Here is a 17,172-nt window from a genome sequence, read left to right as displayed (position 1 = left end):
CCATGTCTGGAGACCGGTACGAGGCGAACCCCGCCGAACTGCGACAGGGCATCGAACTGATCGAGAGCCTCCCGGCCCTGGCCAAGAAGGGCGGCGACTCCTTCCTGTCCCAGCAGGCGGAGTACCTGGGCGCGTACGGCTACGACGACGACTTCTACCAGCAGAACTATCCGCAGTTCGCGGAGACCAACGACATCCTGCTGTCGGTGTTCCGCGAGTACGGCGCCGCCTTCTCGTACCTGGGATCCGCCACCCTCGGCGCCCTGCACAACATCGAGGGCACCCAGCAGGACGCGCTGGACGGGATCAACCTGCAGAGCAACAAGCTCGACGGGTCCGAGGGCGGATCCGGGAAGCACTGAGCGGCGCGGCGACCACATGGAGGAGATCAACTTCCCGCCGGACGTGCGGAAGATGCTCTTTGGCCTCATCGGCGAGATGCCGTTGCAGGCCAGGGAGAACCTGCTCTGGGCGAGCCAGGACCTGTACACGTTCTACGGCAGGAATCTGGGCAAGCTCAGGGACACCGCGCGGGACACCATCACGAAGGCGCGGGACTCCCTGCCGCCCGCGGTCGCCGAGCAGTACGTCCAGGGTCTCACCATGCTGGTCGGCGACGGCCGCGGCCCCGACCCGGTCCAGCGTGTCCTGGACCAGATCACCGAGTTCGAGAACCGGCAGATCGATCTCTCCCAGAACGTCCAGGCGTCCAAGTGGGAGATCATCGCCGAGATCATCATGCTCATCGCCGAACTGGCGATCCTCACCGCCCTGATGGCCTTCACGGGCGGCGCGTCCCTGTCACAGATCCTGCTGGCCCGGGCCAGGAGCCGGTTCGCGGTCCTCATGATCATCGACCGGCTGCTGACGATGACGCACATCATGCCGACCCTCACCGAGGCGGTCACCGAGGCCCTCCAGACCCTCGCGGTCCGGCTGGCGCAGATCGCCCTCAACAGCGGCCGGCGCAAGCCCGACGGCATCGACTGGGGCGACGTCGGCAAGGCCGCCGCGTTCGGCGCTGTCGTCGGCCTCTTCGGCAGCGTCTTCGAATGGGTCGCCAAGCCCTTCAAGAACATCTTCAAGAACTTCAACGCCGACGTGCTCACGAAGTTCCACTTCAATCCCAACGGCATGCCGTACAAGATCTTCAAGAACGGTCCGCCCGAGATCGTCAGTGCCTTCGTCGTCTACGGCGCGGCCGAAGGGCTCGGAGAGTACGTCGTCAACGGCGCTTTCTCCGGCAACTGGGACTTCAAGTGGGAGACCTTCGTCGGCAGCGGCTCCAGCGCCGTCTTCGAACTGGGCGCGTCCGTGGCGCTCGGCGGCGCCGGGTTCTTCGTCTACAACAAGTACTTCAACAAGAACCTGGACGTCGACTTCAACGACCTCGACCTGGACGGCGGCGGCTCGGGCGGCTCCGGGAACGGCTCCGGATCGGGCGGCAAGTCGGTCACCGGCGGCGGCGACTACGTCAACCCGCCCGTCACGACCCCGCCGACGACGCTGATCCCGTCCCCGGTCCCCACGGCCAAGCCGCTCTCCACGACGACGACGTTCGACGCGAACTCGACGACGTCCACCACCTTTTCGGCGGCCACGTTCACGCCGTCCCCCACGCCGACGTCCTCGATCACCACGAACCCGCAGACCTCGACGACGACCTACGTACCGCCGTCCCCTTCCACCTCCACGACGACCAACTCGCCCGTCTCGCCGCTCTCCTCACCGTCGATCAGGTCGACGTCCACCGGGTCGAACCACTCCGACTACACCGACCTCACCGACTACACGGACATCGACACCGAGACGGTCACGACGCCGAACCCCTCCAGCACGACCACCACCCCCTCCGACATCGAGTCCGTGCTCAACCCCGGGAAGGTGACCGGCACTTCGACGACGCCGGGCACGAACGTCACGAACGGGCTGGACCTCGACACCTCGTTCGCCGACCCGGACACGATCGACACCCCGGCCAACCCGGTGACGACGACGTCGCACACCCCGTCCTCCTCCGTCTCCTCCGGCGCCGACACCGGCCAGGGCCGGCCGCAGAGCACCCCGGGGTCCCAGCAGAACCCGTCGCAGCAGAGCACGACGACACCGGGCCGTGCACCGGTCACCCAGGGAGCGGACCCGGGGGACCGGACGACCGGAGACGACCCGGCCTCGGACACCCGCACCGACACCGGGAAGACGAGCGGCAAGGCGGCCGTCACCGGCGACCAGCGGACCGGCCTCGACGCCGACCTCGACAGCGAGAGCTCCCTCCCCGGCGACTCCGGCCTCGGCAACCCCCCGGCAACGGTCCACCCGGACACCGTCACCGCGGCCCGCGCCGAGCACGCGGACGCGGCGCGGTCGGTCGCCGACGCGACCCGCAGGGCCGAGGCGATCCGGCACCGCATCGACACCGGTGTGGGATCCAGCCGTGACGCGGACGCCCTCACCCAGGCCACGGCCGACGTCGAGCAGGCCCGGGCGCACCTCACGCACACCGAGGACCAGCTCCGTGACCTGGGCGTCGATCCCTACGGACCGGACTCGCCGAGCGACATCGTGCCGGTCGTCCAGCGCGACGACGTCCAACGGCAGTGGATCGCCGACCACATCACCACGGCGGACCTGCCCGAGGATCTGACCGACCTCGGCTTCGACGCGTACACGGACCTCGGTGACCCCGCCGTCGTCGAGCAGGTCAAGGAGCTGATGACCCGGCCCGGCCCGTGGCACGGCTCGCTCGACACCACGGCCGCGCACGCCTCCCGGCGCATCTGGCAGGAGTCCTACGCCGACTTCGCCGCCGCGGCACCCCAGGACTCCCCGCTCACGCCGGACCAGGCGTGGAACACCGCCGCCGCACTGGTCCTGCCGCTCGAACTGCACCCGGTCCTCGCCGACTCCCGCCACGCCGTCGACGCGTACCGGGACGCCGTACGGCAGGTCGCCGTCCACCTCGTGACGACCGGTGACCGGGACTCGGCCACCACCCTCGCCGACCGCCTCCGGGACGGCCTCGGCCTGCCCCAGCGCCTGCGCGGCGGCGCCCCTTCCGCCCCGACCCCGATCCCCACGGCGGGCGACTCCACCTCCCGTCCGGGTCCCGCGGCCCCGGTCCCCGTCACGACGTCCTCGACGCCTTCGCCGGAGTCCGACACCGACTCCGACGCCGACTCCGACATCGACTCCGAGGAGGAGTCGGACGAGGAGTCGGACGACCATGTGGTGCCCGGTCCGGTGGCGCGTCCGGTTCCGGTGCCGGTCCGGCCTGCGGCTGCGGCGCCGGTGGCCGTGCAGGAGTCCGACAGCGAGAGCGACGACGAATCCGACGACGAGTCGGACAGCGAGGACGAGGAACAGCCGGACGCCGAGGACTCCGACGAGGAGGATTCCGACGAGGAGGAGTCGGACGAGGAGGAGTCGGACGAGGAGTCGGACGACGATGTGGTGCCTGCTCCGGTGGCGCGTCCGGTTCCGGTGCCGGTTCGGCCCGCGGCTGCGGCGCCGGTGGCCGTGGAGGAGTCCGACAGCGAGAGCGACGAGGAGTCGGACGCCGAGGAAGAGTCCGACGACTCCGACGACGAGTCGGACGACGACGATCTGTTCGCGCTGCCCTTGGTGCGGCCCGTGCCGGTGGCCGCGACCGCGTCCGGTCCCGCTCGTCCCTCGGCGGCCCCCGGGGGACAGCCCGGCGACGAGTCCAGTGACGAGGACTCCGACGAGGACGACTCGGACGACGAGTCCGACGACGGCCTGTTCGCCCTGCCCGTGCGTGGCGGTCCACGACCCGTGGCGCCCCCGGTGCCCGCCGCCTCGACGTCCCCGGAACCGTCAGGCGACCCCGCCCCGCAGGGTCCGGTCGTGCCGCCCTTCGACCCGACGCGGGACTTCGCGCCGTCCGACGGAACCAGCCGGCGGCTGTCGGACTTCTTCTCCAGGTCCGAGTGGTGGAAGCTCTTCATCGACCCCCGCGACCACGAGCGGGTCGTCAAGTTCCACGCGCACGACCCCGGCGGCGTGTACGACCGGGACAAGTCCCCGGGATTCCGGCAGGGCATGGAGGACGCCTACCGGCTGTACCTGGACAGCCACGACGGTGTCGCCCACCGCATGGACTCCCGGTCCTACCTCGCGCTCCACGATCTCGCCGTCGCCCATCTGAAGGACAAGCCGGGCTGGTCCGGCGGACAGCCGACCAGCTTCCCGCTGCGCAACACCGTCCTCAGCGACGACCTGCTCGCGGAGCGGCTGGACGGCCGGCCGCTCGTCGTGAACCTGAACTCCCACTACTGGTCCCAGCAGGACCCGGAGACGAAGTTCATCACGGCGGTGGAGACCTTCTCCGCCGACGAACCCATGCTCCAGACCAACTACGCGGTCGGCGAGGTCGAGAAGTTCGTCGACCTCACCTTCGACCGGTACTACGACGAGGTCGGACGAGCGGTCACGCCCATGGACCGGCTCGCGGCGATCAGCCGGGCCATCCGCACGCTCCAGGTGATCCACCCGTTCCACGACGCGAACCGCAGGATCAACGTCCACCTCCTGCTGCACAAGTTCCTGCTCGAACAGGGCTTCAGCCCGGTCGTCACCACCCGGCTCGCCTCGCTCTTCCAAGGCGGCTACTCCGTCCCGGAGATGGCCGGGATCCTCGCGGACACCCTCCAAGTCCCGGCCGAGGACCGGGTCCTGACCCTGCCGCCGGACTACGCGCCGATCCGCGGGGACGACCTGGAGCGCCTGCGCTACCAGAGCGAGGCCGAGGACTACGAGGCCCGGCTCGGCGACTACCTCTCCGAGCACCCGGAAGTGGTCGCCGAGGTCAAGCGGTTCGTCACGATGCTGTGGGAGCGGACCCCCGAGCTGCTGCGGCCCATGCTCGGTTCCATCGACAACTCCGTCGCGGGTTCCGTCGGCAGGTCCGTCGACGCGCTCCGGACCGTCGTGGAGAGCGGCAACTTCCGCGAGCAGACGGTCCTGTTGTGGAACGGCCTCCGCTACCACGTCTTCGACCAGCTGCACGGCACGCGCAAGACCTATCCACCCCTGATCGCGGCGGACCGCCTCTGGCGCGGCACCCCCTCGGACGGTCCGCTGAATCTGCCCGACCCGGCGCGGGCGCGCCCGCCGCTCAGCGAGGCCGAGCGGGAGTTCTCCTCCGACGGCGCGGACTGGACGACCGGCGCGGAGCGTTCCGGCATCGCGCACCGGCCGCCCACGCTGCCGGAGACGAGCAGGCTCAGGCTCACGGTCGACGACTCCCCGCACTTCGCCGCCCAGCGGACCGGCGCCCTGCTGGTCACCGGCCTCTCCGGCACCGCCTACTTCTGGCTCAACGCCGTCGAGGCGGCCAACCGGCAGTGGAACGCGGGACTCGACCTCGGGCTGATGCGCCTGGCGCTCGTCGGCACGCTCCTGGCCAACCGCCACCACTCGCTGCACGAGGTCCTCAAGGCCATCGAGGTGTGGGCCACCGAGGAGGCCCACCCGGACCGGCACAGCCTCGACTTCGCGTACCACGACAACTGGCGGCGCTACAACGAACTGGGTCCGCTGACCGAGCAGGAGCTGCGCGACAACGTCGCGATCGGCGGCCGGTTCCCGAACGAGCGGGTCCGCGAGTTCTACCTCGGCGGCACCTCCGGCACGCCGCCCCGGTCCGCGGTGCCGCGGCTGTCGCAGATGCTCCTCCAGGGCTCCTGGTGGCGGCTGTTCATCGACCCGAACGTGCACGACGACGTGCTCCAGTCCGACCCCGACGACATTGGCGGGCATCTGGACCGGACCAAGTACCCCGGCTACCGCAAGGGCATGACCGAGCTGTACGCCGAGGTCCTCGACGGCGGCCGTGACGGAGACGGCGGACGCGACTGGTCGCGCGTCGACGTGGACGCCTACGAGCGGATGCACGACCTCGCGACCGGACATCTGGAGGAGGGCGGCAGGAACAGGACCACCACCTGGTCGGGCTCGGCGCTGACCACCCACCGCGGCACGGGCGTCACCCGTCTCGCGGACGACGTCAAGGACGAAGTGGTCCTCGGGCGGCCCCTGTTGACCGACGGGGTCGGGCAGCGGTCGGACGGGCCGAGGCCGCTGATGGTGTTCTGGAACAAGAAGGTCTCCAGCAACTACACGATCGAGGACGCCCGCAACGCGGTGCAGTTCCTGCTGGACCGGTACTACGCCGAGGTGGCCCTCGCGCTCGGTCCGGACGAGAAGCTCACCGCGATCGCGCGCGTCACCCGCGCCCTGCAGATCCTCCAGCCCTTCACCGACGCGAACAGCCGGGTCAACGTCCACACCCTGATGCAGAAGTTCCTGCTGGAGCAGGGCTTCAGGCCCTCCGTGCTGATGAACTCCCAGTCGCTCTTCCTCGGCGGCTTCTCCCTGCCGGAGATCGTCGCCGATCTCAAGGAGGGCATGGAGCGGTTCGACCAGAACGTCCGCTGGGCCCGCTGGGACAGCTTCAACCAGCTCGGCGGCCCCCGGGACACCGCGCGCGTCGACCGCCTGGCCCGCGCCATGGGGCTGACCGAGGAGTCCGTCGGGGACCAGCGCGTCCGGGTGGTCGACACGGTGCGTATCGCCAGGGGGATGTTCGGGGACTCGATCCCCACCACCGACGAGGCCAGTGAGACCCGTTGGATGGCCGCGTTCCACCGGCTGCGCGAGACGGCCGCCGAGCTCTTCCCCGAAGCCACCAGCGAACAGGGCATCCAGGAGTACGCCGTACGCGTCTACCAGCTGGGTCCCGACGACAGCCTGCTCGAAGACCACGTGCTCAACACGATCGAGGCCGTGGCGACCCTCCCGGCGGACGGCGCCCCGCTGGACATGGACGAGGTCCGAGCAGCCCTGCCCCCGCTCCCCGAGAACCTCGAAGAGTCCGATTCGGACGAGGACGAGGACGGGGACGAGAACGAGGAGAACGACTCCGACGACGAGGACTCCGACGACGGGAACGACGACGCCGACGACTCGGACGACGATTCCACCTCGGACCTGGACTCCCCGCCCGCTTCCCCGGGCGCGCCCGCCCCCCACGCCCCGCCGATGCTCCTCCCGCAGGCGGCCTACGATCCGAACCCGCCCCAGCTCCTCTCGCAGGCGGCGTACAACCCGAACGAGGGTCTCCTCCTGCCGCAGGCGGCCTACAACCCGAACGCCTCCGTGAACCGCGCGCCGGCCCAGGAGGAGCCGATGCTGCTCCCGTCGATGGCCTTCGACCCGAACGCCGGGTCCGGAGGGCCGCGCCGGGGCGGTCTGCGCGGCGGTTCCCGGGACAACGGGGTCGACCCGCTGGCGTCGCGGTGGCCGCTCGGCCGCGGGGTGACCCTGATGGAGCCCCGGCGCACCCCGGAGGGGGAGACCGGTGTCGTCGAGATCCCGGTGGCGGACGTCCCCGTGCCGGGGGGCAAGGGCAAGAACACCCCGGAGGAGACGTGGTTCCCCGTCACCCTCAGGACACCGGTCGCGCCCGACACGGCGTCGATCGCCTCCGGTTCCTCCGCTGCGCAGACGCTCGGATACGAGGTGAGCACCACGGGCCGGGTCCGCCTGCCCGACGGTGAGGAACTCTCCGCCGAGGGCTGGGTCGGCTTCGGCGACGACTTCGTCCATGTGCCGTCGGGCGCCTATCTGCGGGGTGACAGCGGCTGGATCGGCCGCGTCGAGAACATCGACACCCTGCGCCAGGTCCTGGACGAACTCGACCCCGGCACGGCCCCGTACACCCTGGTGGCGAATCGATCCTCCGGTGTGTTTCTGACCCCGGAGGAGGGCAGCGCGGGCACGCACGCCGTCCAGTTGCCCCTGGACCGTACGACCGAGGAGGCCCCGCCCGCGCCCAAGTCGGAGGGCAGCGGCGACGACCCCGTCCTCGACCCCGGGATGACGGCCCCGCCCGCCGGCCGGCGCACCCCGGCCAAGCTCGACGACGACCGCACCATGCCCGCCTACGTCGACGACCTCGAAGCCCTGCTGCCGGAGGGCCTGACCGACGACGAACGACGTCAACTCCTCGACAGCCCGCACACGTTCGGCCAGAGCGAGGTCGCCCTGCGCGGGATCGACCAGGTGGTGACCCGTATCCGCGAGGAGTTGGCGAACCGGCCCGGCGTACGGCCGCGCGACCAGGCGCAGTTGTCGGCCGACATCGCCCGGACATTGCGCGAGAAGCCGAAGTCGCTGGCGGACCGCGGGCGCCCGTTCCCGTACGTCAACGAGGACGGCAAACTGCGCGTCCTGCACATCAAGGCCCGCCACCGCGGCACCTGGACGCTCTTCGACGACGGTGTCATCCACACCGCGAAGCTCGACACCATGCACCAGGCCGCCGCGCTCTTCGGCTTCACCAAGACCGTGCAGTCCAACACGTCGTACGGCACGGGCGGGCCGCTCGGCCCCGTGGGCTCGGCGGCCTACGGCGGGTACGGGCGGCTCGCCTTCCGGTTCGGCTTCATCAACAAGGTCGGCTACACGCTGACGGACGGCCGCCAGAACCAGACGGAGACCCGCACGCTCGACGACTCCCGGACCTATCTCGACGACCTCCACTACGAGATGTGGGTCGTCGACTCCGAGGGACAGGTCGTCACCGACACCCACACCGACACGGCCGCCACCACGGCAACCCCGGCGATCACGGCCACCCCGGCCACCGAGGCCACCCCGGCCACCGAGGACCCCGAGGCGGACGTCGTCCAGATCGTCCCGGCGCGCTTCGAGTTCGGGATGCGCAACGGAATCAAGGCGAGGCTCCCCGACAGCGTCACCAAGGTCGGCGAGCCCGGCCGGATCCCGCGCTCGATGAACCTGGACCGCGGCACGCAGTACCGGTTCGTCCATGTCGAGGGATACGGGCCGGTCGCCGCGATCCGCGACTGGGCGGCCTCGCTCCTCGGCGTCCTGCCGGGCAGCACCGCCTACGAGGAACTCGACACGTTCTTCTCCGGCGACAGCTTCCAGCGGCACAGCGCCACCCTCGCGCGCGGCCGGCTCACCACGCCTCCGCTGTTCGCCGACGACAAGAAGAAGTCACCGCTCGGCGTGTTCGTCGTCGAGGAGGTCGTCCCGCGCAGCGCCGTGCTGTTCGGGGAGACCGACATGGCCGAGATCCGGGACAGCAGCACGTCCGTGATCCGCAGCGAACGCGTCCGCACCAAGGGCCGCAACATCGTCCTCCAGGGCGCCGCCGGACCGGCGTTCAACTTCTTCGACCCCGGCCTCGCCCCCTTCGACCTGCGGCTCCAGTTCGGACCGAACGCCCAGTACTCCTTCACCCGCAACCGGGCGGGCGGCCTCGGCGGCTCCGGCGCCCTGAAGGCGGTCGGCCAGGTCAAGGGTCCCAAGACCGCCCTGTACGTGGTCGTGAAGTCGGTGCGGGTGCGCCGCGCGGGCGACACGGGGCCGCCGACCCAGTTCCTGACCTGGAGCCTGGACCGGATGACCAGCGCCGAGGCGCGCCGGCTGGCCGGCTGGGACGACGGCACCGCGCTGGTGCTGCGCCACGGCGCCGTGCCGCACGCCCCGGCCTATCTGAGCGTGGACCGGCCCCGCACCCTGGGCATGCACCGGGTGAAGGAGTTCACCTTCGAGGACGGTCGGCCCACCCGGGTCGTGCCGGACGACGCCGACGGCGTGGGGCGCACCCTGCTCGACGACTTCGCCGACAGCGTCGTGGCCGCCGTGGCCGCCCGCCGCAGAGGGCTGGTCGTGCCCCTGCACGAACTCAACCTGCCCAAGGGCTGGCGCGCCCGCTTCCACGACCTCGTCCGGCGCGACCCGGACCGGCTGGCCGCCGAGGCCCGCAACCTCCCCGTGCCGCCCCGCTGGCGGAACGCCAAGCACTACCACACGGCCCTCCAGAACACCCTTCAGATCCTCGGCGTGCTGTCGCAGCAGAACGTCAACGGCGGCCTGGAGGCACTGACCACGATCGGTCTGCGCGTCCGCCTCACCGACCCCGGGACCGTCGGGCAGACGTACTACACCGTGTGGGTCCACGGAACGCTCAGCGGACGGCAGTTCGAGGGCAAGGACATCACCGACGGCATCCGGTTCAGCGCGCAGGGCGCCGAGCGGATGGACGGCCAGGTCGCCGCCCGCCGCGGCGCCGAGGTGGGCTTCGAGGGCACGCTGTCGGGCCGGGACAACAACGTGGACGAGGCGGGACGGCGACTGAACACGCTCGGTCTCTCCCTGGGCGCCCGCAAGGGCTGGCAGCGGGAGTCGGAGACCGGCTTCGGCTCCACGGTCACCACCGAGCCGATGTCGGTGAGCAAGTCGCCCGCCCACCTCTACCGCTACACCCTCGACCTCACCGCGACCATGGGCGGCTACTGGCGGCCCCGCGGCCTGATCCGCGGGTTCGGGTTCGGCCTGCCCGGACTGCTGGTCCTGGACGAGCCCACCGACATCATCTTCGGCCGTACGTCGATGGGGTTCCTCAAGGGCGGCGGCCCGGTCCGCGGCCAGGTCCTCATCAGCGTCCCCGTCCAGCACGCGCCCGAGGCGGACCCGCACGCCGACGGGGCGCTGAACCCCTACCTGGCCGCCGAGCCCGAACCCGTGGCGATGAGCACCGAACGCGCCCTGGCCCTCGCCAAGGGCGACCTCGTGCTCCCCGGCGGCGGAACCGGCGACGGGCGTCTCTCCACCCGCGGCACCGACCAGTTCCGTGAACTGCGCCAGCACCCTTACGCGATCGTCAACGCGGTCCTCACGCCCCGGCTGGTCTCGACCGTCAACCAGGTCCTGCACAGCGCCTCCGGCAGCACCTGGCACCTGGTGAAGGACGGCGCCCCCACCCGGGAGGCGATCATCCGGGTCTTCACCCCGCAGTACCTGACCGCCAACTTCGACCAGAGCTCCGGCCCGCTCGGCCTGACGGGCAGCGGCCTGCTCGGCAAGGGACCCGCCACCTCCCTCTGGGGGACCTACCGCTACGCCACCTCCGTGTCGGGCCTCAGCCTGCTCACCGGCTCGATGGCCATGGACACCGAGCTGGCCTTCGGCGCCACGCGCCAGGCCGCCGGCAAGGTCACCAAGGTCACCACCTTCGTCTTCGGCGGCCAGCTCGGCTACAACGCCGTCCGCCACCCCGGGCACGGACTCATGGGCGTGTACGGCCTGGTCGCCCACCCCGTCTCGACGTCCCGCGCGTTCGCCGTCTCCGTCGTGCGGACCGTCGTCGCCGACGTCAACCGGGCCTCCTCCGTCAACCAGGTGCTGGTCACCGGCGACGTACAGCACTGGTTCGCGCTCACCACGAGCCGCCTCGGGACCGGACGGATCGGGCGGGCCGCGGCGGGCAGCTCGCTCGTCCCCTCGATCCTCGCCGGAGCGGCGGGCGCGGAACTGGAGACCCCCGCGGGCATGCTGGCCCACCTGCCGGAGAAGAGCGCCCACCGGATGGGCCTCATCGACGACGGCCTCGGTGACGTGCCGCGCTACTCCGAGCACCTCTGGTCGCCCCAACCCTGGCTGATCAGCGCCGCGTTCGGGACGTACGCGGTGAACTCCCTCGATCCGACGGACGCGTTGCTCGCCTTCGAGCGCCGCCTCGACGGGCTCGGGCTCGACGACGCGAGCCGGGAGAAGATCCGCCAGCTCGTCACCGCCCGCGCCACCCGGGCCCTCAAGGGCGAGATGACCACCACCGGCCCCTCCGCGATGGTCAGGAAGAGGGGAGCGGGCTGGGGCAGTGTCCGCATCGGCAAGCGGTGGGTCCGGGTGCGCGTCGAACTGATCCCCGGGACAGCCGAGTTCCAGGGACTCGACCACGGCTCCGAGATCGAGGACAACCGGCGCGCCTCCGAAGTCGTCACGCGGTCCTCCGAGGCGTCCTCCGGGATGGACCTCGGCATCGTGACCAGCCAGATCGCGCACACCGACAACCCCTCGATCGTGGGCGCCGGACCCACCTACACCGAAACCGGCACCCACAAGCGGACAGTGGCGTCCAGCCACTCGAACACCACCGTCACGATCTACCGCTCGGTGACCACCGAACCGCACGCCGAGATCGTCACCCCGTACACCCTGCGGATCACCCTGGAGGCGGACGACACCCCCCACCAGGGCGACCCGGCCGGCCGGGAGGCCGACGAGGGGACCCTCAGCGCCTTCGACCGCTTCCTGGGCAGGAACCGGATCGTCGAGGAACACGGCGTCGGGGAACTGCGCGAACACGTGCCGCTCAGCCTCATGGAGCCGACACCCGAGGACACCACCACCTCGCGCAGGACGCTGCCAGCGCCCGACCCCAGGACCGACCCCGCCCTGGCGCGAGCACCCCGGCCGACGCCCCTGCCCGCCGTCCGCACGGAGATCACGGTCGTCTACGGCGACGGCGTGCAACGGCCGTTCACCTTCCCCGAGACCGGCTTTCACCCCCGGGGCGTCCTCGGAGTGGACAACATCCGTACCGCGAACGACCTCCTCCTCACCCGCGCCTACGACGCGGGCTTCTCCCTCACCGTCCTGGAGACCGAGGACGGACCCGACGGCGAGGCGCTGACCCAACTCCTGCGAAGGACAAGGAAGACGGGCCTCACCCGGCTCGGCACCGGCTCCGCGCAGGCACTGGAGGACGGCACCAGCCACATGGCCGTCACGTCCTTCTACCCGCGCACCTTGCAACCCGAGGGCTACCAGGTCGCCGGACTGACCGAGAAGTCCTTCCTCGGCAGCGACGCCGGAGAGCTCGCCCTGCACTCCACCCCCGACTTCAGCCGCGCCCTGCTCCTCACGGTCGCCGACGGGGCCCGCCTGGAGGTGCTCCACCAGTCCGGCGACGGCGCCGCCACCGCCGTGTCGAACGAACACACCCAAACCGGCCACCTCGGCGCCGGATTCCTCTACGACGCCTCCCAGGACATCGGCCTCAACCAGGTCGGCCTCCTCGGCGGCGGCCCGCACGCCCTCGACGCCGACGCCATCCCCGTCACGGACGACCACCTGGCCTCGCGGAACCTCAAGCCCAAGACCCCGCGCATCTTCCTGTTCGCCGTCCCCACCCGGTTCGTCGGCGTCGGCGACGTCCACCGCACCTTCAAGGACTCCCGGGCCATGGCCTACCTGCGGGGCACTTTCGGCCACGCCCGGCCCGGAGCGCAGGCGATGGAGAGCGAGGCGTACGTCGTCGCGTGGGTCCGCGAGGACGTCGCCCGCGAGCTGATGCTCCTCACCGACACCAACTTCCCCGAGTCCGCGGGCAAGGCCTGGGACGCGGTCGGCGAGGCGAGCGCCGGCTGGGTGGACGCGGACAAGGAGTACTGGGCCAAGCGGCGCACCGCGGTCCATCTGCGCGACGCGGTCCGTACGGCCGAGACCGCCGTCACCGAGACCCAGAACCGTCTCAACCCCTACCTGGACGCCGCCGACAGCGCCGACACCGCCGTCGAACAGGCCGAGGCCGACCTCCGCGCCGACCACGAGACCGCGGGGGACCTCAGCGACGCCGCCGACGCCCTCGACCTGGCCGAAACCGGCCTGCGCACGGCCCGGGACACCGCCGACCAGGACCGCACCACCGCGCGGAACCTCGTGACGACGGCCCGGGAAACCCTCGACATGTTGCCCGGCTGGGCCGAACTGCCCGGGAACGAACTCGGCCCGGACCAGTTCCAGCGGGCCGCCGACGACCTCGACGCGGCCCGGCGGCGGGAGGAGGAGATCCGCGCCGCCGCCGACCTCGCCGTCGAGACCGCCCGTCTCCTTCACGAAGAGGCCGAGACCCGCCTCGCCGCCCTCGAACAGGCGGCTGCCGGCCCGGCCACCACCCCGGCCCCGCCCGCCGACGCCACCCGGGCCCGGCGGACCGCCGCCACCATCCGCGAGACCGCCGAGCGCCGCCTCGCCACCGCCCGCACTCGGCAGACCGGCGCCAACCGCCGGCTCCTCGCGCCCGCCCGCGCCCACGACGCCGCCACCGAACGGCTCAAGGCCGCCCGCGACGCCTTCGACACCCGCCGCCAGGAACTCGACCGGCTCCGCACGGCGGCCGACACCGCCGCCACCGAATACCACCGGGTCCGCGCCGCCGCCGACCAGTTCACCCGCTGGCACCGCCTCGCCGCGACGGAGGCCGGCAAGAGCGAACTCGAGGGCATCACGGAACCGCCCGAGGTCACGTACCTGGCTCCGGCCGTGCCCACCCCCGACCCCACCCCCGAGCGGCCCCACTACACCAGGGACGACACGGGACCGGCCCCTCTGCTCACCGCACCCGGCGGCGAGACGTACGTCGTCGACGACGTGCCGAGGGACGGCGACGCGTTCTTCCGCGCCCTCCTCCAGGGCCTCACCGACGCAGACCCCGCCCTGCTCGCCGCCATCGGCGTCGACCCCACGAGCCCCGACGCGGTCCCCGCCCTGCGCCGCAGGCTCGCCGCCCGGCTCACCGACCCGGCCGACGTCGACCTGCTGGCCTTCGCGACCCCCGACGACACCGACACCTTCAGCGCCCGCGACCTCGACGACGCCGGCGTCGACCTGGGCACCGACACCCCCTCCCGCCGCGAGTTCGACGCCCTGGGCTACCTCCCGCACGCCGCCGACCTGAGCGCCGAGGCCCGCGCGGGCCTCGCCGTCGCCCAGCTCCTGCGACGCGGTGACGCCCCGTCGGAAGGCGGCTGGAACCACTCCGCCGCCGACCTGCTGCCGATGCTCGCCGCCCGCACCTTCGGCGTCCGCGTCACCGTGGTCGGGGCCGACGGCAGCTTCGAGCACTACGACCCCGACAGCGGCTCGCGGTCCGCAACGCCGAGGCGCGGACTCCAGGGCCTGGTCGACGACCCCGACGCTCCCCGCCCGCACGTGGTCCTGAGCCTCACCGACAGCCACTACCGGCCGGCCCGGCCCCTGGGAACCACGGCACCGGTGAAGGACCCGGCGACGACGACCGAGCCCAAGGCTCCGGCACCCCCCGACGCCAATGGGGAGAGCGCGGTCGGGATCAAGCCCGCCGACGAGTCCGCCCCCGTCCCCCCGCCCGTGCCACCCGTCCTGCCCAAGCCCACCGGCCGCCGGATCGACACCGGAGACGGCTCCTTCACCGTGCGACCCGTACGCGGCGACGGGAACTGCCTGTTCATCGCGGTGCTGGACAGCATGCAGGCCCAGCAGCCCGGCCTGCCCGTACCCGGCTCCACCGCGACCGTGCACCGCGTGCGGGGCAACCTCGCCGACTGGTACACCCACTCCGCCGACGCCGCCCCCTTCCGTGCCCTGCACGCCACCCAGGACCCTCTGGAGACACTGGTCGCGGACCTGTTCCCCGGACTCACCGAACTTCAGGGCCTGCTCGGCCTCGGCACCGCTCCGGACCTGACCGACGGGCAACGCGACCGGATCACCCGTCAGCTCGCGCAGGAACAGCGCAAGGCGGACCTGCGGTCCCTCGCGGGCGACGACCAGGAACGCGAGCTGCTCTCCGGCTTCCCTGCCGCGGCCGTCGCCGCACTCCTGCCCCCGGCCGCGTCCGACCCCTGGGAGACGGACCCGGCCCGCGCCCTGAGCCTGACCCGGCTCGCCCAGGCCGACACGCTGCGCGCCCAGGCGCTGAACCTGCTGCGCGCCCCCGCGGGCGACACACGCGCGGACGCGGCCTGGCAGCGTGTCCGCTCGGCCCTCCCCCCGCGGGCCAGGGCCCTTGTCGCGGCCGACCGCGGTCAGTTCCTCGCCACCGGCTACGGCCAGCTCGTCGCGCGCTCCCTCAGGTCCACGGCGCTCTGGCACACCCCGTTCTACGACGACGCGCCCGCGCTGCTGGCCCGCAGGCTGGGCGTACGCCTCGTCCTCGTCCAGCCGGGCGGCGACGGGGGACACACCACGATCGACCTCGCCCCGGACGCCACCGGCCCCACGGTGTACATCCACTACAACGGCCGGGACCACTACGAGGCGCTGATTCCGGCCACTTCGACATCCACGGGCAGCTCCCCGGTCCCGCGGCCGGTACCGAAGCCGTCGCCGCCAGCCCTGAACGCGCAGGACCAGGAGACACGCGACGGCCTCGCCGACCTCCTGCGCCGGCACGGGACGGACGAGGCCGACGCCCGCCGACTGACGGCCGGACTGACGGCGTCGACGCTGGCCCGCCTGCGGACCGTGGCCGAGTCCACCGGCGCCCTCCGACCCGCGCCCGGCACGTCGACCGTGACGCAGAGCACGCAGAACACGCAGACCGTGTCGGAGACCACGCAGACCGTCTCGGAGAAGGCGACGGCGCTGTCGGAGCAGGGAACTGGTGTGTCGGAGCACGGCACTGTGGTGTCGGAGCAGGGGACCACGCACCTCCCTCCCACCGAAGAGGCGGCCCGGACCACCGCCCCGCCCGTTCCCGCCTGGTCCGCCGACGGCGTCCTCACCCTGGGCGGGACACCCCTCCACCTGCCCGAAGTGCCAGGAGACGGCGACCGGTTCGCCGAGTCGCTGATCCACGCCCTGCGATCCGACCTCCCGCACCCGACGCGGGGCGACGCCGCGCTGATCGACGCGCTCGGCGCCGCGGACGGACCCGACGCCCTGCACCAGTGGGTCGAGCAGCGGCTCTCCGCCCCCGACGCGGCCGTCCACGCACCGCTCCTCGCGGGCCCGGACTGGCTCGGCGGACGCCCGGAACTGTCCACCGACGACCTCACGAAGGCCGGCATCCCCCTCAACGCCGAGCAGAGGGTCTTCGTCGAACTCGGCGGGACGGCCCTCCCCGCGGCGGAGGTCGATCCGCCGCTGCCCGAGCGGTACCGGCTGCTGCGGCAGATCACGGAGAGCGGCCCCGTCACCGACGCCATCGCCGGACTACTCGCCGAGGAGCTGGGAATCAGACTGACGATCATCGAACCGGAAGGCGGGGTACGGCAGTTCGGACCCGTCGGCGGACCTGCTATCGTCCTGGCCCTGGTCGGGGGTGTCTATCGTCCTGCATTCGCGCCAACTCGCTGATGGGAAACCGTTTCTGACGTCCCGGCGGGCGAGGAATCGTCCGTTCGGAACCGGCGGTTCACCTGGCGCACATCGTCAAGTAACCAAGAGGGCCGCAGCGGTTGGGGAATCGACCGCAGACTGCTCGACCCAAGCTAATGTGTTCGAAGAGGCTGGAGAAGCCGAAGGGATGGAACGCGTCTTGTGCTGCTGGAGGACGTGCCGGTGACCGAGCACGCA

2 protein-coding genes are annotated in these 17,172 nt (G+C 71.8%); both read left to right on the top strand.

Going from position 1 to position 17,172, the window contains the following annotated elements; genetic code table 11:
* The first annotated feature begins 2 nt into the window (after window positions 1–2).
* Window positions 3–362, top strand: coding sequence for a hypothetical protein (locus ACIPSE_RS28355; protein ID WP_401667645.1), 360 nt, complete (start codon window positions 3–5; stop codon window positions 360–362).
* 16 nt (window positions 363–378) lie between these two features.
* Complete coding sequence (locus ACIPSE_RS28350) at window positions 379–16,953, top strand: hypothetical protein (protein ID WP_401667643.1); 16,575 nt, start codon at window positions 379–381, stop codon at window positions 16,951–16,953.
* The last annotated feature ends 219 nt before the right edge of the window (window positions 16,954–17,172 follow it).

The sequence above is a fragment of the Streptomyces sp. NPDC090106 genome, assembly GCF_044747265.1.
Taxonomy (GTDB): Bacteria; Actinomycetota; Actinomycetes; order Streptomycetales; family Streptomycetaceae; genus Streptomyces.
The sequence above is the reverse complement of the archived record's forward strand: the minus strand, read 5'-3'. Positions and strand labels throughout refer to the sequence as shown.